At 34.0% G+C, this 23,043-nt stretch carries 23 protein-coding genes; all 23 read left to right on the top strand.

Translation table 11 applies throughout. The features are described 5' to 3' along the window. Positions 1–20: 20 nt before the first annotated feature. The 23 genes from AC0LWJ_RS03980 to AC0LWJ_RS03870 all read left to right on the top strand — a co-directional run bounded on the left by AC0LWJ_RS03980 (position 21) and on the right by AC0LWJ_RS03870 (position 23,039). Positions 21–302, top strand: a complete 282-nt coding sequence (locus AC0LWJ_RS03980; RefSeq protein WP_474237627.1) for a lipopolysaccharide assembly protein LapA domain-containing protein — start codon at positions 21–23, stop codon at positions 300–302. Positions 303–420: 118 nt separating this feature from the next. Next, a complete protein-coding gene (locus AC0LWJ_RS03975; RefSeq protein ID WP_474237626.1) occupies positions 421–1,551 on the top strand; it encodes a glycosyltransferase family 4 protein in 1,131 nt (376 codons plus the stop codon). 26 nt (positions 1,552–1,577) lie between these two features. Further along, complete coding sequence (locus AC0LWJ_RS03970) at positions 1,578–1,841, top strand: hypothetical protein (protein WP_474237625.1); 264 nt, start codon at positions 1,578–1,580, stop codon at positions 1,839–1,841. Between the two features lie 38 nt (positions 1,842–1,879). Then, entirely contained in the window at positions 1,880–3,694 is a 1,815-nt protein-coding gene (lepA, locus tag AC0LWJ_RS03965; protein WP_474237624.1) for a translation elongation factor 4, read from the top strand. Continuing rightward, entirely contained in the window at positions 3,691–4,821 is a 1,131-nt protein-coding gene (gene hemW / locus AC0LWJ_RS03960; RefSeq protein WP_474237623.1) for a radical SAM family heme chaperone HemW, read from the top strand. The genes lepA and hemW overlap by 4 nt, the downstream gene beginning before the upstream one ends. A gap of 92 nt (positions 4,822–4,913) precedes the next feature. Then, complete coding sequence (hrcA, locus tag AC0LWJ_RS03955; protein WP_474237622.1) at positions 4,914–5,948, top strand: heat-inducible transcriptional repressor HrcA; 1,035 nt, start codon at positions 4,914–4,916, stop codon at positions 5,946–5,948. A 5-nt stretch (positions 5,949–5,953) separates the two neighbouring features. Continuing rightward, positions 5,954–6,541 carry a nucleotide exchange factor GrpE gene (gene grpE, locus AC0LWJ_RS03950; protein ID WP_474237621.1) on the top strand — a complete coding sequence of 196 codons (588 nt, stop codon included), beginning with the start codon at positions 5,954–5,956 and terminating at the stop codon, positions 6,539–6,541. A gap of 17 nt (positions 6,542–6,558) precedes the next feature. Next, complete coding sequence (gene dnaK / locus AC0LWJ_RS03945) at positions 6,559–8,397, top strand: molecular chaperone DnaK (RefSeq protein WP_474237620.1); 1,839 nt, start codon at positions 6,559–6,561, stop codon at positions 8,395–8,397. A gap of 53 nt (positions 8,398–8,450) precedes the next feature. Then, a complete protein-coding gene (gene dnaJ, locus AC0LWJ_RS03940; protein WP_474237619.1) occupies positions 8,451–9,611 on the top strand; it encodes a molecular chaperone DnaJ in 1,161 nt (386 codons plus the stop codon). Positions 9,612–9,632: 21 nt separating this feature from the next. After that, a complete protein-coding gene (prmA, locus tag AC0LWJ_RS03935; RefSeq protein WP_474237618.1) occupies positions 9,633–10,559 on the top strand; it encodes a 50S ribosomal protein L11 methyltransferase in 927 nt (308 codons plus the stop codon). An 89-nt stretch (positions 10,560–10,648) separates the two neighbouring features. Beyond that, a complete protein-coding gene (gene mtaB, locus AC0LWJ_RS03930) occupies positions 10,649–11,965 on the top strand; it encodes a tRNA (N(6)-L-threonylcarbamoyladenosine(37)-C(2))-methylthiotransferase MtaB (RefSeq protein ID WP_474237617.1) in 1,317 nt (438 codons plus the stop codon). A gap of 42 nt (positions 11,966–12,007) precedes the next feature. Beyond that, positions 12,008–12,352, top strand: coding sequence for a histidine triad nucleotide-binding protein (locus tag AC0LWJ_RS03925; protein WP_474237616.1), 345 nt, complete (start codon positions 12,008–12,010; stop codon positions 12,350–12,352). Between the two features lie 110 nt (positions 12,353–12,462). Continuing rightward, positions 12,463–12,648, top strand: coding sequence for a 30S ribosomal protein S21 (gene rpsU, locus AC0LWJ_RS03920; RefSeq protein WP_284680910.1), 186 nt, complete (start codon positions 12,463–12,465; stop codon positions 12,646–12,648). Positions 12,649–12,661: 13 nt separating this feature from the next. After that, a complete protein-coding gene (locus AC0LWJ_RS03915) occupies positions 12,662–13,105 on the top strand; it encodes a GatB/YqeY domain-containing protein (protein ID WP_474237615.1) in 444 nt (147 codons plus the stop codon). 226 nt (positions 13,106–13,331) lie between these two features. Then, positions 13,332–14,240 carry an ABC transporter ATP-binding protein gene (locus AC0LWJ_RS03910; protein ID WP_474237614.1) on the top strand — a complete coding sequence of 303 codons (909 nt, stop codon included), beginning with the start codon at positions 13,332–13,334 and terminating at the stop codon, positions 14,238–14,240. Continuing rightward, the gene (locus AC0LWJ_RS03905; RefSeq protein ID WP_474237613.1) at positions 14,227–15,066 is read left to right on the top strand and encodes an ABC transporter permease; all 840 of its coding nucleotides are present in this window, start codon (positions 14,227–14,229) and stop codon (positions 15,064–15,066) included. Before AC0LWJ_RS03910 ends, AC0LWJ_RS03905 begins: the two co-directional genes overlap by 14 nt. 3 nt (positions 15,067–15,069) lie before the next feature. Further along, positions 15,070–15,858 (top strand): ABC transporter permease, encoded by a 789-nt coding sequence (locus tag AC0LWJ_RS03900; protein WP_474237612.1) that lies wholly within the window; start codon positions 15,070–15,072, stop codon positions 15,856–15,858. 22 nt (positions 15,859–15,880) lie between these two features. Beyond that, positions 15,881–16,945 carry an ABC transporter substrate-binding protein gene (locus tag AC0LWJ_RS03895; RefSeq protein ID WP_474237611.1) on the top strand — a complete coding sequence of 355 codons (1,065 nt, stop codon included), beginning with the start codon at positions 15,881–15,883 and terminating at the stop codon, positions 16,943–16,945. A gap of 243 nt (positions 16,946–17,188) precedes the next feature. Then, positions 17,189–18,295 (top strand): FecCD family ABC transporter permease, encoded by a 1,107-nt coding sequence (locus AC0LWJ_RS03890; RefSeq protein WP_474237610.1) that lies wholly within the window; start codon positions 17,189–17,191, stop codon positions 18,293–18,295. A 25-nt stretch (positions 18,296–18,320) separates the two neighbouring features. After that, positions 18,321–19,112 carry an ABC transporter ATP-binding protein gene (locus AC0LWJ_RS03885; protein WP_474237609.1) on the top strand — a complete coding sequence of 264 codons (792 nt, stop codon included), beginning with the start codon at positions 18,321–18,323 and terminating at the stop codon, positions 19,110–19,112. Positions 19,113–19,226: 114 nt separating this feature from the next. Then, positions 19,227–20,627: a stalk domain-containing protein gene (locus AC0LWJ_RS03880; RefSeq protein ID WP_474237608.1), complete on the top strand. Its 1,401-nt coding sequence runs from the start codon at positions 19,227–19,229 to the stop codon at positions 20,625–20,627. Between the two features lie 96 nt (positions 20,628–20,723). Beyond that, positions 20,724–21,845: an ABC transporter substrate-binding protein gene (locus tag AC0LWJ_RS03875; protein WP_474237607.1), complete on the top strand. Its 1,122-nt coding sequence runs from the start codon at positions 20,724–20,726 to the stop codon at positions 21,843–21,845. 171 nt (positions 21,846–22,016) lie between these two features. Continuing rightward, a complete protein-coding gene (locus tag AC0LWJ_RS03870; RefSeq protein ID WP_474237606.1) occupies positions 22,017–23,039 on the top strand; it encodes an ABC transporter substrate-binding protein in 1,023 nt (340 codons plus the stop codon). Positions 23,040–23,043 lie beyond the last annotated feature (4 nt).

Here is a 23,043-nt window from a genome sequence, read left to right as displayed (position 1 = left end):
TGAAGGGGAGGTAAGGTATATTGTATGGAACTCTTTTTCTTATTATTGTAGTAGCTGTTGTTGCTGTTATTTTTGGCATACAAAACAATTTGCCAATAACAGTGAATTTTATGTTTTGGAGTTTTAAATGTTCTGAGGCGATGGTTATAGTCGTTTCTATACTTTTAGGTTTGCTATTAGGATTTTTATTTTCTTTTCCAATGATACACCGCCGCAGTAAAAAAATAAAGGGATTAAGCAATGATTTAAAAGGCAGTACTAATTCCTTTAAATATGAAGAAAAATCCAAAAAAGATACTTAGAATTGATTATTCATCGATATGCATTTACTTGTAAAAGCAGATGCATTTTTTATTGTATAATAATATACAATGAGAAGTTTATAATATCTTTAAAATAAATTGTATTAAGGAGAAAAATATGAGTAAAATAAAAGTATTACATATAATCAGACGTGCAGAAGGCGGTATGAAAAAACACCTTTTATCTATTTTAAATATGATGGATATGAATAAATACATGGTGGCTGTAGCTTGTCATTTTGATAAAAAAACAAAAGAAGATTTAAGATGTAAGGATATCAACGTTTATGATGTTGACATATCAGATAATATTAATCTTAAGGCTGATATTTATTCTATTATGGAGCTTAAACATGCAATAAAAGTTTTTGCACCTGATATTGTTCATATACATGGAGCAAAGGCTTCCCTCGTTGGAAGAATTGCATGCATGGGTAAAAAATGCAAAATTGTTGTCACAGTTCATAATTTTCCTGGATATGATAAAATGCATCCTCTAAAAAGAGATGTTTATCTTTTTATAAATAAATATCTAAACAAAAGGACATCACAGTTTATTGCTGTATCTGATGCACTAAAGAATGAAATTATAAAATATGAAGGGATAGAGGAAAACCAGATAAAAACAATTTATAATTGTATTGATAATAGTACATATAAAATTAACAGTACTTTAAATCTTAGAAAAGAATATAATTTACCTGCTGAATCCTTGATTGTTGGATCTGTTGCAAGGCTTATTCCTTCAAAAGGAATACAGGATTTGGTCAATGCAGCTAATCTCCTGAGGGATATAAACAATTTATATTTTATTGTTGCAGGAGACGGTCCTATGATGACTGAATTAAAAAAGATGGTAAATTATCACAAGCTTGAAAATTTTATTTTTACAGGTTTTAGAGATGATATACCTGATTTTCTCAGGAATTTAGATATTTTTGTATTACCATCCCATCAGGAAGGATTTGGGCTTTCGATTATCGAAGCAATGTTTCAAGGCAAACCTGTAATAGCTACAAATGTAGGTGGAATCCCGGAGATTTTAAAGAATTCCTCATATGGTATAATCATAAATTCAGGGGACGTAAATGCATTATCAAAATATATTAAAAAATTAGTGAATGATAGTGAATTAAGAAAAAAATTATCGCAATTCGGTAAAGAATATGTTATAAATAAGTTTTCATGTGAGAAAATGTATAGAGAGATTGATTCAATTTATGAAAATTTGACCTGTCTTAATTTGTAAAGAGGTGCGAAAGGTAGGTAAAGTTAGTGAGCAGAGTATTAGAAAAAAAGAAAAAGCGTTTAAAAAGAAGAATGGTTATACTATGTGTATTGTTATATTTGTTTTTTATAATATCCTGCCTTTATACAGTTGACTATTCCTACAATGAGATTGCAACAGGGGAATGCAGGCAGGACCTTTTAAGTTTCTCTGTTATAAATGGGTATTTAGATATTATAGTTTTTGGTGATAAAATAACTATTAATATAACAGGGTTGACAGAAAAACTTAGATCTATCAATATAACTTAATCATATGATATAATAATAGTATCAAAAGGGGGTTCATTATGTCTGATGAGAGAATAAAACACATAAGAAATTTTTGTATAGTTGCACATATTGACCATGGTAAATCAACTCTTGCGGATAGGTTGATTGAAAAGACTAACCTGTTATCACAGAGAGAGATGGAAAAACAGGTTTTAGATAGTATGGACCTTGAAAAAGAGCGTGGAATCACTATTAAGCTTACACCTGTACGATTAATATATAATTCAAAAAACGGTGAAGAATATGAGCTTAATTTAATTGATACCCCTGGACATGTTGATTTTACTTATGAGGTATCAAGAAGCATTGCTGCTTGTGAAGGTGCATTGCTTGTTGTTGATGCAACACAGGGAATAGAAGCCCAGACCCTTGCGAATGTATATCTTGCATTAGAGCATGACCTTGACATTATACCTATAATAAACAAAATTGACTTACCTTCAGCAGATCCTGATTTTGTCAAAAAAGAAATTGAAGATATTATAGGTATACCTGCAGATGATGCTTTACTGATATCTGCAAAAATGGGGATTGGTATTGAAGAAGTTTTAGAGGCTATTGTAGAGAGAATTGCTCCGCCGAGCGGTGATGAGAATTTACCGCTTAAAGCACTTATATTTGATTCATACTATGATAATTATAAAGGTGCAATAAGTTTCGTAAGGGTTGTTGATGGAAATTGCAGACAAGGTGATAGGATTAAGATGATGTCATCCGGAAAAGAATTTGAAGTTACCGAGGTGGGAAAATTTATACCAAATTTAATTCCTGTAAAAGAATTGAAAGCCGGTGATGTTGGCTATATTGCTGCCAGCATAAAGAATGTAAAGGACACAAGGGTTGGTGATACGATTACAAGCGCCGAGAATCCCGCAGAAACTCCCTTACCTGGTTATAAAAAGGTTACACCAATGGTTTTTTGCGGAATATACCCTGCAGATGGACAGGATTATGAAAACTTAAGAGATGCTCTTGAAAAATTACAATTAAATGATGCATCATTGGTTTTTGAACCTGATACTTCTGCTGCTTTAGGATTTGGATTTAGGTGTGGTTTTTTAGGACTTTTACATATGGAAATTGTTCAAGAAAGGCTCGAAAGGGAATATAATCTGGACCTTGTTACAACAGCACCCGGAGTAATTTATAAGGTTTATAAGACAAATGGGGAGGTTCTTGAGCTTAATAATCCGTCAAATTTACCAGAATTGACGGAAATAGACCATGTAGAAGAACCTATTGTTTCTGCTTCTATAATGACTCCAACAGAATATGTAGGAGCAATTATGGAATTGTCTCAGGATAGGAGAGGTGTATTTCTCGGTATGGAGTATATTGAGCAAACAAGGGTATTAATGAGGTATGATATACCATTAAATGAGATAATATACGATTTTTTTGATGCACTTAAATCAAGGACAAAAGGATATGCATCTTTTGATTATGAACTTAAAGGTTATAAGGAATCAAATCTCGTTAAGCTTGATATACTTATAAATGGAGAGAAAGTTGATGCACTTTCGATGATTGTACACAAGGATAAAGTAAATGAAAGAGCAAGGAAAATGACGGAAAGGCTTAAAGACAGTATCCCAAGGCATTTATTTGAGATTCCTGTACAAGCCGCAATTGGTTCTAAGATAATAGCAAGAGAAACCGTTAAAGCCTTGAGAAAAAATGTTCTTGCAAAATGTTACGGAGGCGATATAACAAGGAAGAAAAAATTGTTGGAAAAGCAAAAAGAGGGAAAGAAACGGATGAGACAGATAGGGAAAGTGGAAATTCCACAGGAGGCATTTATGTCAATTTTAAAGCTTGATGATGAACAATGATAGAAGCTGGAATATATATTCATATTCCCTTTTGTAAGAAAAAATGTTTTTACTGTGATTTTAACTCCTATACAGGCTATGAGTCTCTGTATTACGTTTATACAGATGCACTTAAAAAAGAAATAGCATTAAGGAAAGATACATTATTTGATACTGTATCATCGATTTTTATAGGAGGCGGTACACCAAATGTTTTGTCAGCTGAATGTATTAAAGAAATATTGTACATGATTTATAGATATTTTAATGTAATGAGTGATGCGGAAATTACTATAGAATTAAATCCTGGTCTTATCACAGAAGAAAGATTGAGAATTTACCAAGAGATTGGTATAAACAGGATAAGTATAGGGTTGCAGGCATGGCAAAACAGGCTTTTAAAAAGGATAGGAAGATTGCATACAATTGAAGAGTTTATAGAGAATTATAGAATTTCTCGTAAGTATTTCAGCAATATAAATATTGATTTAATATATGCACTTCCCGGACAAACTTTTGAGGATTGGAAGGAAACATTGAGTAAAGTTGTTGAGTTAAAGCCCAAACATATATCATGTTATGGTTTTATACTTGAAAAAGATACTGTGTTTTATAATTTATACATAAAAGGTAAGCTTAAGATGCCGAGTGATGATTTTGAAATAGACCTTTTTCACTATACCATAGATTTTTTGCAAAAATGTGGCTATAACCATTATGAGATTTCAAATTATGCTATTAATTCCTATGAATGCAGGCATAATATATTGTACTGGAAAGATATGCAATATATCGGCTTTGGAGCTGGTGCATATTCATTTGATGGAGATAAGCGAACGGGTAATATTAAGGGTATAAAAGAATACATTGAGATGATTAATAATAAACGTATTGCAATTATAGAAGAAGAACAATTAAAAAAGGAAGATAAAATGTCTGAATTTATGTTTTTAGGCTTAAGAATGATGGAAGGAGTAAATGATAGGGAATTTAAGCATAGATTTTCAAAAAGCATGTTTTTAGTATATAAAGATGCAATAAATAAAAATATAGATTTAAACCTATTGATGAGAGAAGGGGACAGAGTATATCTTACTTTAAAGGGAATGGATGTATCAAATAATGTTTTTGAAGATTTTTTAATTTGAGTATTGACAAATATTAATAAAAGTGGTATTTTAAAATCGTAATTAGCACTCTCCAATGCCGAGTGCTAACAAAATAATTCGGGGTGGTGAAAATGCCATTAGATGAAAGAAAAAAGAAAATATTAGAAGCAATTATTAATGAATATATTTTAACGGTTGAACCAATCGGTTCTAGGACTATAGCTAAAAGATATGACCTTGGTATAAGTCCCGCTACAATAAGAAATGAAATGGCAGACCTTGAGGAGATGGGTTATATTGAGCAACCATATACATCAGCAGGAAGGATACCTTCAGATAAAGGGTACAGGTATTATGTAAATAATATTATAGAAAATTATTTAAGTGAAACATATTTGAAGGATATTGAATTATTCGATCAAATGCTTGTGGAAATTGATGATATAGTAAAAAAATTTGCGAAATTTTTATCTGACAGAACAAAACATACAATTGTTGTAAAAATGCCAAAGATAGATGAAAATAAAATTAAACGGGTTCAGATAATACCTGTTGATTCAAAGAAGATTGTACTTCTTATTATTACGGAATCTGGCATTATAAAGAACTATCTTATAAATTTAAGCATGGAGATAGATTGTAATAATATGGAATTTTTAAATAATCTTTTAAATGATAAAATAGCCGGTAAAAATGAAAGGGATATGGATAATAATTTAAAAAATGAAATAAAATCATGGTCAAGAAATGCTGAATTTTTAATTGATGAGATAACGAATGGAATTATAAAAAGTCTGGGACAAATTGAAGATATTGAGTTATATATAGAAGGTTCATCAAACATATTGAATTTTCCTGAGTATAGAGATATGATTAAAGCAAAGAATTTTTTTGAACTTCTTGACAATAGAGATATAATGAATACTGTATTAGAACCTGAACAGGATATTCTTGATGTAACAATAGGTAGCGAAAATAAATTCGATAATATGAAGGATTTAAGTATAATAAAAGCAACATATCTGATAAATGAAGAGATAGCTGGTTCATTGGGTATAATTGGTCCAACAAGGATGAATTATTTTAAGCTTTTAAATGAAATAAATGTAATAGCAAAAGAGCTTTCCTATGTTTTATCAAATATTTATAGAGACACTGAGAGGTGATAGGTATGCAAAAAGATGATAAAACAATTAAAAATGAAGAAGGTATTCAAGATAAAGAATTTAAGTGTGAACAGGGGGACAAAGATGTGACAGAAACCAAACAGGATGCTTCATTGGAAGAAAGTAATATTGAAAAAGAATTAGAAGAACTAAGAGAAAAGTTTAAACAAAAAGAAAATGAAGCAAATGAATATTTAGAGCTAGTGCAGAGATTAAAAGCTGAATTTGAAAATTATAGAAAGAGGACCCAGAAGGAAAAATGTGAGCTAATAGAGTTTGGACAGGAAAAAATAATATTGGACATACTTCCTGTAATTGATAACTTTGAGAGGGCTCTTTGCAGTGAAGGAGATGATAAAACTTTTAGAGAGGGAATAGAACTCATATACAAACAATTTAAAGGCATATTGGAAAAATCAGGAGTTAAGGAAATTCACGCAGAAGGAGAAATTTTTGATCCACATAAGCATCATGCAGTTATGCAAGAAGAAGTGGAAGATAAAAAAGAAAATGAAATTATAGAAGTATTGCAAAAAGGTTATATTTTAAATAATAAAGTAATAAGACCAAGTATGGTCAAAGTAGCAAAATAAAAAGGAGGATGAAAAATATGGGAAAAATAATTGGTATTGACCTTGGAACAACATTTTCTTGTGTTGCAGTTATGGAGGGTGGACAACCGACAGTAATACCTAATGCAGAAGGTGCACGTACTACTCCATCTGTTGTAGCATTTACAAAAGAAGGTGAGAGGTTAGTTGGACAGGTAGCAAAAAGACAGGCTATCACTAATCCTGAGAGAACAATAATGTCTATAAAAAGGCATATGGGTTCAGATTATAAAGTAAAAATAGATAATAAGGAATATACACCACAGGAAATTTCTGCAATGATATTACAAAAATTAAAAGCAGATGCTGAAGCATATCTTGGCGAGAAAGTAACACAAGCAGTTATTACGGTACCGGCTTATTTCAACGACAGTCAAAGACAGGCTACCAAAGATGCAGGTAAAATAGCCGGACTTGAGGTATTAAGAATTATAAATGAGCCTACTGCCGCAGCATTGGCATATGGTATTGACAAGGGAAAAAGCCAAAAGATTATGGTATATGACCTTGGTGGTGGTACCTTTGATGTATCAATACTTGAAATAGGTGATGGGGTATTTGAAGTTCTTGCAACAAGCGGCAATAACCATTTAGGTGGTGATGATTTTGATCAGCGCATAATGGATTGGCTCATAGATAACTTTAAGAAAGAATATGGCATAGACTTGAAGAATGATAAAATGGCTTTGCAGAGGTTAAAGGATGCTGCTGAAAAAGCAAAGATTGAATTATCGGCAGCAACAACATCTAATATTAATTTGCCATTTATTACGGCAGATGCAACAGGACCAAAGCATATTAATGTTGATTTAACAAGAGCAAAGTTTGAAGAATTGATATCAGATCTTGTACAATCTACGGTTGGACCGGTTAACCAGGCATTAAGTGATGCAGGTATAAAGCCAAGTGATTTAGCACAAGTAATACTTGTAGGTGGTTCTACAAGAGTACCCCTTGTGCAAGAAACGGTTAAGAGGATAACGGGCAAAGAACCAAATAAGAGTGTTAATCCTGACGAATGTGTTGCAATAGGAGCGGCAATACAAGCGGGAGTACTTGGCGGTGAAGTAAAAGATGTATTACTGCTGGATGTTACACCATTATCGCTTGGTATTGAAACACTTGGTGGTGTGTTTACAAAGTTAATAGAAAGGAATACTACAATACCAACTAAAAAGAGTCAAATATTCTCAACTGCTGCAGATGGACAGACTTCTGTTGAGATACATGTTTTGCAGGGTGAAAGACCTATGGCACGTGACAATAAGACTTTGGGTAGATTTACATTGTCAGGGATTCCGCCTGCACCAAGAGGTGTTCCTCAAATTGAAGTTACATTTGATATTGACGCAAATGGAATTGTGCATGTATCGGCAAAAGACCTTGGCACTGGTAAATCACAGGATATTACAATAACATCCTCTACAAATCTTTCAGAGGACGAAATTGAAAAAATGGTTAAAGAAGCACAACAGCATGAGGCTGAAGATAAGAAGAGGAAAGAAGAAATAGAAGTAAGAAATAATGCAGATTCATTGCTTTATCAGGCTGAAAAAACCTTGAAGGACCTTGGAGATAAGATGACACAGACTGAAAAAGATGACATAAATAAAGAAATAGAAAATGTTAAAAAAGCATTGGAAGGCAGCGATATTGATGCTATCAAAAATGCATCAGAAAAATTATCACAGGCATTTTATGGTGTCTCATCAAGAATTTATCAGGAGACCGGCAGAGCTGGACAAACGGGGACAAATCCGGATAATGGTGAAGGCGATGCTAATAACACAGGTAATGTTCATGATGCAGACTATAAAATGAAAGACGATGATAAATAGGGACCAGGATAAATCCTGGTTCTCATTTGTATAAATAAAGGCAGGTGAGTCGATTGGCAAAAGATTATTATAAAATTCTCGGGATTGATAAAAGTGCAACAGATGATGAAATAAAAAAAGCATATAGGAAGTTGGCAAAAAAATACCATCCGGATGTAAATCCTGGAGATAAAGAATCAGAGAAAAAATTTAAGGAAATAAACGAAGCATATCAGATCTTATCAGATCCTAAAAAGAGAGCACAATATGATCAGTTTGGTGATGCAGCATTTAATCAAGGCGGCTTTGATCAAGGCGGTTTTGGCGGCTTTGATCAAGGTGGTTTTGGCGGTTTTGGACAAGGCGGTTTTGACTTTGGCGGATTCAGCGATATATTTGGTGATATATTTGGCGACGTATTTGGCGGTGGTACAAGAAGAAACATGGGTCCTGAAAGAGGAGAGGATATCAGGGTTGAAGTAACACTAACATTTGAAGAAGCAGCATTTGGTACAGAAAAAGAAATCGAAGTTGTAAGGTATGAGGATTGTGATAAATGTAATGGTACAGGAGCAAAATCTGGCACAAAGCCTGAAATATGCCCTGAATGCCATGGTACCGGTGAAGTGAAAATTACCCAAAACACCCCATTTGGCAGGATTGTAAATATAAGAACATGTCCAAGGTGTCATGGAAAAGGGAAAATAATTTCAACTCCGTGTCCTGAATGTCATGGAACTGGAAAAGTAAGAAGGGTGAGGAAAATCAAAGTCCATATACCTGCCGGAATTGATGACGGACAGATGGTATCATTGAGAGGTGAAGGTGAGCCTGGTGTTAGAGGTGGCCCTAAAGGAGACCTTTATGTTGTTGTAAGAATCAAACCACATAAGATATTTAAGCGTGAAGGATTTGATGTAAAACTAAAAATGCCAATAAGTTTTACAGAAGCGGCTTTAGGAGCAGAGCTCGAAGTACCTACTCTGGACGGAAGAGCAGTATATACAATACCTCCCGGCACACAGACAGGTACGATATTTAGATTGAGGAATAAAGGTATTCCTCATATAAATGGACGTGGTCGTGGCGATCAATATGTAGAAGTATATATTGAAGTGCCTAAGAGATTATCTGAGAAGCAGAAAGAACTATTGAGAGAGTTTGATAAAGTTAGTAAAAGCGAAGGTAATAATAAATCTTTTTTTCAAAGGATGAAAGATGCATTTGGTGGATAAATTTAAAAAGGGTGTGGAAAGATGAAGTGGCTTGAAGTTCAGGTTACTACTACAGTAGAAGCAGAAGAAGCTGTTACAAATATTATGCATGAATTTGGAGCAAGCGGTGTTGTTATTAAAGATCCTAATGATATAAGGCTGTTAGCAGATGAAAGCAAGTGGGATTATATCGATCCAAAATTATTAGAGGATGGTAACAGTGTTAAAATATCAGCATATTTTCCGGTTTTACCTGATATTATTAATAAAGTAAGAATTATAGAGGAAAAAGTTTTAGGTCTTAGGGAATTTAATCTTGATATAGGAGATTTTGACTTAGAAGTGTCTGAAGTTGACGAAAAGGATTGGGAAAACAACTGGAAGAAATATTATAAACCTATAAAAATAGGGGAAAAAATCGTAATCAAGCCTTCTTGGGAAAAGTATAATCCCGATGCAAATGAAATAATAGTTGAGCTTGATCCAGGTATGGCTTTTGGGACTGGAACACATGAAACAACAAAAATGTGTATTGAATATCTTGAAAAATGTGTAAAAAAAGGCGATACAGTATTTGATGTTGGTTGTGGCTCGGGGATTCTTTCTATTGTAAGTTCAAAGCTGAATGCCGGTAAAGTTTTAGCTGCTGACATAGATGAAGTTGCAATAAAAGTTGCTTATGAAAATGTCATGCTAAATAAAGCTGATAATGTGAAAATATTTAAGAGTGATTTGCTTTCAAATTTTATAGGTAATGCTGATATTATTGTATCTAATATTATTGCAGATGTCATAATAAAAATAGCAGAAGATGTGTCAAAACACCTTATTAATAATGGAATATATATTTCCAGTGGGATTATTAAGGATAGGAAAGACGATGTTTTATTGGTATTAAGTAAATATTTTGATATTTTAGACATAAAAGAAAATGGGGAATGGGTTGCAATTTTATCGAGAAAAAAATAAGGATATTCATATAAAACAATCGGGCAGAATTAAAGTGCCCGATGTTTTATACTTTTTCAAACTGAAAGTACAGATTTAGGAGGTTTGTAATGAAAGCCGCATTTTATACCCTCGGGTGCAAAGTAAACCAGTATGAAACAGAAGCGATGATGGAACTTTTCCGCAAGTCGGGATATGAAATAGTTGATTTTGATGATTATTCAGATGTATATGTCATAAATTCATGTACAGTTACAGGCAGAAGTGATATGAAGACAAGACAGGCAATAAGGAAGGCACGAAAATTAAATACCGATTCAATTATAGCAGTTGTCGGATGTTATGCCCAGATTGCTCCTGAGGAAGTCCTTGAGATACCTGAGGTTAATCTTGTTATCGGTTCAAAGAGTAAGGGACAGATTGTTGAATTAATTGACAGATTAAAGAAATTAAAGATAAATAAATTAAATGCAGTCCATGATATATTAAAAGATAAAAATTATGAAGAGCTGGAAATATCGACACAGATTGAACATACAAGAGCCTATCTAAAAATTCAGGATGGCTGCAATCAATTCTGTACCTATTGCATAATACCATACGCAAGAGGTCCGGTAAGAAGCAGAAAATTGAATAATATCATTGATGAAGTGAAAAGACTTTCACATATGGGTTATAAAGAAGTAGTGCTTACTGGTATTCATGTGGCATCCTATGGGCAAGATTTGGGGGATGTAGGACTACTGGATGTAATAAAAAGGGTTCATGAAGTAAAAGGTATAGAAAGAATAAGAATGAGTTCTATAGAGCCAACATTTTTAACTGAGGATTTTATTAAAGAAGTTTCACAACTTAGAAAATTCTGCAGACATTATCATGTATCACTGCAGAGTGGATGTGATCAGACTTTAAAAAGGATGGGAAGAAGGTATACTACAGAAAATTATAGGGAAATAATAGAAAGGATTAGAAAAAACATTGTTGATGTTGCAATAACGACAGATGTGATAGTAGGTTTTCCCGGTGAAACAAATCAAGAATTTGAAGAAACATATACATTTTTAAAAGATATAGCTTTCAGTAAGATTCACGTTTTTAAGTTTTCAAAAAGAAGAGGTACAAAAGCTTATAACTATCCGAATCAAATAAGCAATGCCGTAAAAACTTCAAGGAGCAGAAGGGTTATAGAGCTATCTGAACAATGTGAAATAGATTTTTATAAAAGATTTATCGGAAGAAAAATGGATGTTCTTTTTGAGCAAAATGTTAAAGGTATGGATGGATTTATTGAGGGGTATACGGATAATTATATAAGGGTTGCAGTTCCAGGAGATATAAGGTTTAAGAATTGCATAATCCCTACTACCTTAAAAGAAATAAAAAAAGATATGGTAATAGGTGAAATTGTTGAAGGAAAACAGGTTTGATTTGTAGAATATAGATATAAGAAAGGTAAGGAGGTGAAGATAGTGAAAGACTGTATATTTTGTAAGATTGCAAATAAAGAAATCAAGTCAGATATTGTTTATGAAGATGAATATGTTGTTGCATTTCCTGATATAAATCCGCAAGCTCCGGTACATCTTTTGATTGTTCCCAAAGAGCATATTGAATCGCCTTATGATATAAATGAAAGAAATAAAGATATAGTAGGACATGTATATATTATAATAAAAAAACTTGCTCAAAGATATGGTATTGACAAGAAAGGCTACAGAATTGTATCAAATTGCGGCGATGACGGCGGACAGACAGTTATGCATTTGCATTTTCATCTTCTTGGAGGAAGATTTATGACGTGGCCGCCGGGTTAAACATTGACACATTATGGTTTAAGGATTATAATATAATAAAACATCCCAATAAACATTGCAGCAATATATGCAGTTTTTATTTTGCAGTTTATCCGGAGGGAGGGAGATTTGTGTCAGAAATAAAGGTTGGAGAAAATGAGTCCCTTGATAATGCCTTAAGAAGGTTTAAACGTCAGTGCTCAAGGTCTGGTGTTCTTTCAGAAGTAAGGAAAAGAGAACATTATGAGAGTCCCAGCGTAAAACGCAAAAAGAAATCAGAAGCCGCCAGAAAGAGAAAGTATAAATTTGGCAAGTAAGGAAGTGTAATTTATGACCCTAAAAGACCGTATATATAAAGATATGATTAGTGCAATGAAGTCGAAGGATGCTTTTAAAAAGAATATATTAAGTATGGTAAGAGCTTCTATTTTACAGGTAGAAAAAGATAAAGGCAGTATTTTAGATGATGAAGGGGTCATTAATGTAATTTCAAAAGAAATAAAACAGCGAAAAGAAGTTTTGCATGATTATGAGAAGGGTAAAAGGCAGGATTTAATTGATAAAACAAAACGAGAAATCGAGATAATGCTTGATTATATGCCACAACAATTGACAGAAGAGGAGATTGACAAAATAGTTAAAAGTGTTATCAATGAAATTGGTGTTTCTAACAAAAATGAATTTGGACGTGTAATGTCGAAAATAATGCCTCTTGTAAAAGGCAGAGCTGATGGCAATACCGTTAAAAAAATTATTTTACAGCACTTACATTAAGAAAAAACTTGGTACTATATGGTATCAAGTTTTTTAATTTTTATCTTGCTTTTATTTATACATTGTGTTATAATTATCAAAAAGATGACATTATTATTGATTATTTTAAGAGATGTTTATTATCTTTATGTAAAGGTTTATTTTAAATCAATCATGTTAAATCCAGTTTTCAAGATAAGTTTTATTTTATAAAGGCATTTAAAGATAAAACAAGAGAAGGGTTGTGATGTTTAATTTTATGAAAATCAAAGGGGGAACTTTTGAAAAAGAGAAGATTATCCGTGATAATTCTCAATATGCTATTAAAATACGCAGTGTTTTTAAGTGTTTTGGTAATGTTAAAGCTGTAAATGGACTTACTTTTAATGTTGAATATGGAGAAATTTTCGGATTATTGGGTACAAATGGAGCAGGTAAAACAACTACCATTCGTATGCTTACAACATTAACCAAACCTACTGAAGGTAAGTTATATGTAGCAGGTTACTCAGTAGATAAAAATCCCGTGGATGTAAAAAGGCATATTGGAGTTGTGCCACAGCAGAATAATTTAGAGAGAGAACTTACAGGGAAAGAAAATTTAGTTTTACATGCACTTTTGCATAAAATGCCAAAAAATGTACGGGAACAGCGGATTGAAGAGCTCTTGTCTTATGTGGGTTTAGATGACTGGGCTGATAAAAGGGTGCAAAATTACTCAGGAGGAATGGCGCGCCGCCTACTAATCGCACGTGCATTAGTACATAATCCGCCAATCTTGTTTTTGGACGAGCCGACTATTGGTCTTGATCCTCAAACTCGCAGGAAAATCTGGGATTTGATTCAGTTAATGAATCGTGCTGGGGTAACTGTTATGTTGACTACACATTATATTGAGGAAGCAGAACGGTTATGCCATCGTGTAGGTATTGTAGATCATGGAGAACTGGTTGCTCTCGGGTCTCCGGAAGAACTTAAAACATCATTGGGCAATTATTGTGTGGAATTTTTGAATGAAGAAGGTACAGAACGGCATTTCTTTCCTACAAGGCAGGAAGCCTATTCATATTCTGAGGGATATAATTGTGATACGGCAATACGCCGTACAAATTTGGAAGATGTTTTTGTGGAGGTGACCGGACGTGAAGAAGGATAAGTTATTCCTTCAAAATGAAAAACTTAAAACATATGATTATACAATTCCTTCTAATTCCCGAGAGATTTCCACACGAAGAATATTACGGTGCTTAGACTGGATACCAATTTTCTTGGCTATGGGAATTGTTTGGAGAAGGAGGTGGTGGCGTTTTCTTGTCGGTGGCATTAATAGACCTGTAATTTTTTTAGCGATTTTTGCATGGAACCTTAAAGGAGGAAACACAGCTATAAAAGGTTATTTAGGTTATCTCATTCCAGGCCTTGTGGTTATGGCGGCTGTTTCAGCCAGCTATTCGGATTTAGTGAATTGGTTTACTTTAAGAAGAACCTACTATAGGGTATTAGATGAGTATCTTCTATCACCGATATCAAATTCTTCATTGCTTTTAGGACATGTGTTAGGAGGGGCGGTTAAAGGGTTTTTAATAGCATTGATTGTCTACTTATCGTCTAATTTATTTATGAATGGCTTACATTTAAATCCTTTGATTTTCCTCCAATTATTTATAATATGTTTAACTTTTGCTTCTCTTGCAGTTGCGGTGGCAATGGTTGCAGGTGGGGATAAGGATGTGTTGATGTTTACAAATTTGATTGTTTTTCCGATGACCTTTTTCTGTGGCACCTTTTTTCCTGTTGACAGATTACCTGGGTTTTTAAAGATAGGCAGTTGGTTTTTGCCTCTCACTGCCGCCACATATAACCTGCGTTCGCTTGCTTTAAACGGATTAAATAATTTTAGTTGGTTTATACAAAGTTTAGCATGGTTATTTATTCTGTATTTATCAGCTTTTATTTTATTGAGATTAAGGAGGGAGGATTAACAATTGTCTCTTAGTAAGAATCAGCATGTTTCAAAAGAATTAGTACTGCCATCATGGTATCCGATAATATGGGAGGAACTTGTCTACTGGAAAAGCAAATTTTGGCTTTATCTTACAACCTATATGTTGTCCCCTATGATATTTCTTTTATCATTTGGATTTGGAGTGGGACAGCGATTAAAAATGATGATGCCGGGAGGGGTGAGTTATCTTGAATTTCTTATACCGGGCGTAGTTGCACTTGCACTTTTTAATAATGGTGTAACATCTGTAATTATCAGGATGTTTTATTGCAGGCTTTTTTATTATAGCTTTGAGGCTTATCAATTGGCACCGTTAAGCACATTTTCAATTTGGTTTGGATATGTTTTAGTAGGGATGCTTAGGGGCTTGATCTCAGGATTAATAGTGCTGGGAATGATATTCATTTTTATTCCGGTTTTGTCTTTTAATTGGGGATTTATTCTAAGCATGTTCTTAGTTTCATTTTGTTTTGGCGCTATGGGTGTTCTTATTGGATTGTATCTTCGTTCTTTTGATGACCATGCGTTAGTTAGTGAATTTATTATAGTACCGATGACATTTCTTAGTGGGACATTAATACCTGTTGAGCGTTTGCCATTCGTACTTCAGCCGATAGTCTGGCTTTTTCCACTTACTCCGGCAACACAGCTATTGCGTTTCAGTTTTGCCGATAAGGGTTTTTCATTAGAAATGGCATCAATTGTCTTGGGATGGACTTTATTATTTTTCTTCTTAGGGTGGTTTAAATTAACCAAATTAAATGATTAAACTTTTAGAAAGGAGCATTTTTATGAAAAATATTTATTGTATAAAAAAACACTTAACAATCTTATTGATTTGTATATTAATTTTATTATCAACCGCTGGTTGCGGAAAAGAGAAAACAAAAATTTCTCAGCCAGAGAAGAAAACAATTGAAATTACTGATTCAATGGGACGGAATTTGACTGTGCCATTCAATCCTCAGCGTATTGTATCTGTAAATAGTGATGTTTCAGAGGTTATATGTGCTTTAGGTTCTCAAGATAAAATAGTAGGTGTGGCAGATACGAGTAAATTTCCTCCTCTTCTTAAAGAGAAAACTAAGGTTGGAGCTGCATTTACACCAAATGTGGAAAAAATATTAGAACTTAAACCTGATATTGTTTTCGGCTATGGGAAATTTTTAAAACAAGAGATAGCTCAGCAAATCGAATCTGCATGGATTCCTGTGGTTTATCTTGATTGTTATAAGATTAAAACGATGGGTAAAGATATAAAAACCCTTGGCTCCATTTTGAATAAAGAAAAGCAAGCAAAAGAATATGTAGATTTTTTTGATAAATATTTAAAAGAGGTATCTGATAAAGTAAAGAATATACCGGAGGATAAAAAGGTAAAGGTTTATATTGAAGGATATACTAACTATAGTACAAATGCATCAGGTTCTGCTGCCGCAGAAATGTTAGAATATGCTGGAGGGAAAAATATTGCTGCATCAGAAAATAAGCCATATCCAACGGTAAGTTCAGAATGGGTGATAGCGCAAAATCCACAGGTAATAATCAAAGCAGCCAGTGGTTCAACTGTTTCAGGATATGGCGCTTCAGATGAGGGAATGAAAAAATTATGGGAGAAGATTGTATCTCGAACCGGTTGGCAACAGATTCAAGCGGTTAAAGATGGACGTGTTTATATTATCTCAAGTGAAATTTATACTGGTCCACGGGCTCCGGTAGGTATTTTCTATTTTGCAAAGTGGATGTATCCAGACCTTTTTAAAGATATAAATCCTGAAAATATAAATAAAGAATTTTTACACCGCTTTTACGGGCTTGATGCAAAAGGAGCATGGGTTTATCCAAATCAGCATTAATTTTTTATTGGCTCAATCTATCTTTAAGATGTGGGTGTAAAATGATAGTCAAAAGATGCATACCTCTGCTGCATGCTCCTGTAGGTTGCGCTTTTCAGCGTAAAGTCAACCCGTTTCGACCTTGGGACAAGAAATAAAGGGAAAATATGGGAACGTTATTAGAGGAAAGCAAATCGATAGTATTTATAAAGCAATAAAATTTACAGCAAAATATTATATTTTTATATAGGAAGGTGGATGAATTTGACTAAGAAAAGCGATTTTGTTCAACGATTTACAGATGCAGAAAAGCTTAAAGAAATATATGCAAAGCATACAGGAAAAAAGATTTCTATTGTATTTATAATACTGCTCTTATTGGCAGTGGCAGTATTGTATTCTGTTGCTGTTGGAGCAGCTTCAATAAGCATAAGTGATGTAATAAAGGTTCTCACAAACAAAATATTTCATTTAAAATACACTTACAGTAATAGCTTAGCCGAAACAATAGTTATGCAGCTAAGGCTACCACGCATATTATTAGCTGTTCTCACAGGAATAGGGCTTGCGGGAGCCGGTGCAGTTATGCAGGGTATACTTCATAATCCCCTTGTGAGCCCCTATACATTGGGAATGTCAGGAGCGGCTTCTCTGGGAGCAGCAATCGGCATTGTACTGGGAAAGAGCATCTTAGGAAACTATTTTGGAGTTGCCGGAACCTATTTAATTGCCTTTAATGCTTTTGTTTTTGGCTTTCTGACAATATTTATAATAATTGGGCTTGCTCGTATGAAAGGCAGCTCTCCGGAAACTCTTGTACTGGCGGGTGTAGCTTTAGGTTATATCTTTTCGGCTGGTGTATCAGCGTTAAAGTATTTTTCAAACAATGATGCATTGAAAGACCTTGTTGTATGGTTGATGGGTGGCATGTGGGGTGCGTCATGGCAGGCCGTGGGTTTACTTACACCTGTTGTGTTGATATGTATGGTTATTTTATTAGGTTATGCATGGGACATGAATGCCCTCTCTGCCGGAGAGGATGTAGCAACAAACCTTGGTGTAAATGTTAAAAAACTCCAGTTTGTATGCCTTACCATAGCTACTTTAGCTGCTTCGGCCACGGTAGCATTTACGGGGGTTATTGGGTTTATCGGTCTGGTAGCACCTCATATATCCCGTCTATTTGTTGGAAGTGATAACAGATTTTTAATTCCATGTTCATGTCTAATGGGAGCTCTAATTCTTCTTTTTGCGGACACGGTTGGAAGAATAATCATAGCTCCGGTAGAATTACCTGTCGGCATAATAACAGGTTTGGTAGGAGGTCCTTATTTCCTTTATATGCTTTTAAGAAAAAAGAAATTTTATTAAAAATATAAGATAAAAGGTGAGAAGAATGAAAATATCAGTTCAAGATGTATGTTTTTCCTATAACAGCCGTCAAATACTAAAAAATGTTGCTCTTGAAGTAAGCGAAGGGCATGTTTTAAGCATTGTTGGTCCCAATGGTGCAGGCAAATCAACACTTTTAAAATGCATGGTTCGATTGTTAAAGCCTCAACAAGGTATTATTTATTTAAATGGGGTTGACATTGCATCAAAAGATTCAAAAGAGCTTGCTAAAGCAATGGGGTATATACCTCAGGATAGCAGAGAGGTTTTTTCCTTTACCGTGATGGAAACAGTTTTAATGGGTAGAAAGCCTCATTTAAAATGGGGTGTAACAGAAGAAGACCTAAATATTGTCTCAAAAGTAATGAAATTCATGGATATAGAAGAATTGGCAGAGAGGTCTCTTGACCAATTAAGCGGGGGACAGAAGCAGAAGGTTTTTGTAGCCCGTGCGCTTGCACAACAGCCTGAGATATTTCTTTTTGATGAGCCTACAAGCAACCTTGATATAAGACATCAGCTGGAGGTTTTTGAAACCATAAGAAAACTTGCACAGACAGAAGGACGTATAGTTATTGTGGTTGTACATGACTTAAATCTTGCATCAAGATTTTCAGAAAAATTAGTTATGCTTAAAGATGGATATATCTATGCGGTGGGCAAACCCGAAGAAATAATTACAAGGGATAATATAAAAGAGGTTTATGGTGTTTCAGCTTCAATCATAGAAACAGAATTTGGACCTTATGTATTGCCACTAAAACCTCTTAAAGATACTGTAGATTGTCTTAAATAAAAAAGATTATTTGCAAATTCAACTTATCTATGAAATGGGGTGTATAACGTAAATAAGGCAATATAATTTTTAACACAAAAAAATACAAAATTAAAACTTTAAGGAGGATTTTGAATGAAAAGGAAGATTTGCTTTTTAATGATTTTTGTTCTGTTAATGACATTGTTTCCTGCTTTTGGACTTGCAGATACAGCCAAGTCACAGGAAACACAGGTTTATCTAAACGGGATAAAGATAAATACAGGAGATGTTTCACCATTTATAGAAAATGGGCGAACAATGGTACCTGTAAGGCTTTTTTCCGAGAATCTCGGTGCAGATGTAAAATGGGATGATGCTGCACAAACTGTGACAATACAAGGTCAAGATGTCAGTGTGAAATTAACCATTGGCAAAAATGAAGCTGTTGTAAATGGCAAAAATAAAACCCTTGATGTTGCACCTGTGGTTTTATCGGGCAGGACAATCGTTCCATTGAGATTTATAGTAGAAGCCTTTGGTGCTGATGTAAAGTGGGATGATGCGGCATTTAAGGCAGTAGTAACTTGGAATGTTAAAATCAAGGATTCTGCAGGAAAAGATGTAACTATTCCTGCATCCGGTTTGAATAGAGTAGTTGTGCTAAATGGCAATATAGCTGAAGCAATGAAGATATTACAAATACCAGATAATTTTATAGTTGGTGTAAGTAATACAGTTCAAAAAAATCCATATTTAGGTCTTAACAATAAACCCTGTGTTGGAGCTTGGACAAACCCGGATATAGAAAAAATAGCCGAGCTGAAGCCTCAGGCAGTCCTCACATATGGTCAATACCCTGCAGAAGATATAAGGAAAAAGATTGAATCCTTAGGAATTAAGGTAATTGGCATTGATTTTTATTATCTAAATACGTATAACCAGGATTTAAAAAGAACTGCTTTGCTTTTTAATCAAGGGAAAAAAGCTGTGGAGTTTTTAAATTATAAAGATGGGATATTGTCAAATATAGTAAAAAGATTAACTGATATCGATGCGAATAAAAAACCAAGAATAGCATGTCTTTGGACATATTATTTTCAAAAAGGAACATATAAAACCTTTCCACCGAATTCTTCTTATGACCAGGTAATAAAATTTGCAGGTGGAAATAATATAGCGGCTGATTTAAAACCCTCAACGAGTACACAGGATGTAAGCGCAGAATGGTTAATAGCGAAAAATCCGGAGGTTATTATATTTGTGTACAGCAGCGATATATTAGGTTATACAATAAACGATAATTCAGCGGTTATGAAATTAGCAAATGATATTAAAAAAGACCCTGTTCTAAGCAAAACAGATGCGATTAAGAATAATCAGATATATTTCACAAATATATCAAATTTATTCAGTTTTAGTGAAGCAGTTTATTTTGCCAAATGGATGTATCCTGACCGCTTTAAGGATGTCAACCCCGATCAGGTATTAAAGGAGTATTTTGAAAAATGGCTTGGGATACCTATGAAAGGTGTATGGGCTTATCCTGTTTCTTAAGCAAAAAATATATTTGTTTCTTGCGTTTTGTTTATTTTGTTTAGATTAAAAAAGATATAGCAAAAAATAAACCATTATTGAAAGGAGGTTATGCATATGAAAAAAAAGTTAATTACAGCACTGCTCATCATGCTGATTTTATCATTAATTTCAGGCTGTTCTCAGGTAAAATCTACGGTTTCTAAAACCGGGAATACTAAAATTAGTGATTCCAAACAAAAGCAATCAACTGAAAATAAACAAGAGAAAATTACTGTAAAAGAGCAATTACTTGACGAAAAAGGACAGATTATAGAAGATGAAGTTTCGATTCTTGCCCCTCCTAAAAAGGTGGTAGTTTTAGGGCCTTATGGTGCTGAGATGGTAAAAGCGATCGGGGTTGAGAATGCAGTAATTGCGGTTGACGATTCTACTAAAGAAAAGGATGGATGGCCGGACTTTGTGAAAAATATACCTTCTGTAGGAGCTTCAAATACGCCGAGTATAGAGAAGATCATAGAGTTAAAACCTGATTTAGTTATTGAGGGTTTTTTGGATCCGAAGCTAAAAACACAACTTTTAAATTGCGGAATTCCAGTTCTTAAAATTTACGGCTATAGAACAGAATTGATTCCATCAGAAATTGAAACCTTGGGCAAGGTTTTTAAATGCCAAACACGAGCAGATGAATATGCTAATTATATTAAAAAAGAATGGCAGACAATAAAAGATCGCACAAAAGGCTTGGCTGAAAAAGATAAAACTAAGGTTTATTGGGAATCTGGCTTGGGAGATTGGAAAACCCAAAGTTATGGTTCTGGTGCACAACCTCTTATTGAATGGGCTGGAGGAATTAATATTGCTGCTGACCAGAAATCATCTTATCCCAAAGTAACTCCAGAGTGGGTTGCATCAAAAAATCCAGATGTAATTATTAAATACGTGGATGCACCAATAACTGGATGGAATGGTGATATTAAAAAACTTGAAGAAATACGCCAGCAAATTTTGAATCGTCCTGCTCTTAAAAATACTAATGCCGTAAAAAATGTACGAGTTTATTTAGTAAGTTCAAAAATTACATGCGCACCTCAAGGTGCAGCGGGAGAATGGTATATTGCTAAGTGGCTTCATCCAGAGCTATTTAAGGATGTAAATCCACAATCGATTCACAAAGAGATGCTCAAAAAGTTTTATGGACAGGAATATAAAGGGATATGGGTTTATCCAGTACAATAAGTTTTTGATGTTAATACTTAAAAGTTCACTGAGTGAAGGAGTGTAATTCTCTTACACTTAGTGAACATAATTTAAATTGTTAAACAGACCAGAGATGATTATTATTGAAAAATCAAGGCTTTATTTGTAAAGAGCTTGAGAGGGTATTTAAAACTTTAAGGAGGATTTTGAATGAAAAGGAAGATTTGCTTTTTAATGATTTTTGTTCTTATGATGTCTTTGTTATCTGCTTGCAGTCATACTAATCCAGATCAAACAAAAAAATCAGCGAGTTCAACAAATACACCTAATGAAAAACAGTCTATGCAAATTGTTACTGATGATTTGGGAAGAAAAATAGAAATACCCAAAAATCCCCAACGGATTATTTGTTTTAGCTCAGATGACGTTGGCACATTATTTGCAATAGGTGCTGGAGATAAGGTTGTTGGGAGACCAGCTTATGAAACATTTCCGAAAGAAGCTGAAAAAATTCCTGATGTTGGTGTACCTGGAGGACCCGTTCCGCAACCGAATATGGAAAAAGTTTTATCTTTGAAACCCGATTTGATTCTTATGACAACGTCAATAACACTACAAGGTGGGCAATGGAGCGGACCAAGTAAGGATTTAGTTGACAAACTTGAAAATTTAAATCTTAAAGTAATTGTTTTTGATACACCAAAGACAGTTGAGAATAATCTTGAGAAGATTAAAAGAGTTGGTCGAATAGTTGGTAAAGAAAAAGGGTCTGTGTCATTATTGAGAATTGGGAAAATAGAACATAGTATGGAAGGATGCGCCTGCCCTATGGGTGCGGTAGCCCGTGATTTTTTGAACCATTTAGTACTTAAAGAAGGAGAATGGGTATTAGTAGATACAGAAGCGGGTGTTGAGCATTTTGGAAGAGGTGTCATTGAAGGTGTGGATTCTGTTATTATGGTTGTAGATCCATCATATGAAGCAGTACTGTTGGCAGAAAAGGCAGCAAAACTGACGCATGAAGCAAAGAAGAAATTTGGTGTGGTATTAAATAAGGTAAATGAGAAAACGGAATCGGACTTGAAAGAAATGCTGGCAGGAAAAGGTATCGAGATCAAGGGTATTATGCCATTTTCTGAACAAATAGCACGTTCAAATCTGCTTGGAGGAGCTTTAGACATAGATGCGGTAAAGCAAGAGCTTGATAAGATAATAAATGAATTAATATCATGAAAGG

The sequence above is a fragment of the Aceticella sp. 75b-Ac genome (genome assembly GCF_056032965.2).
The sequence above is the reverse complement of the archived record's forward strand: the minus strand, read 5'-3'. Positions and strand labels throughout refer to the sequence as shown.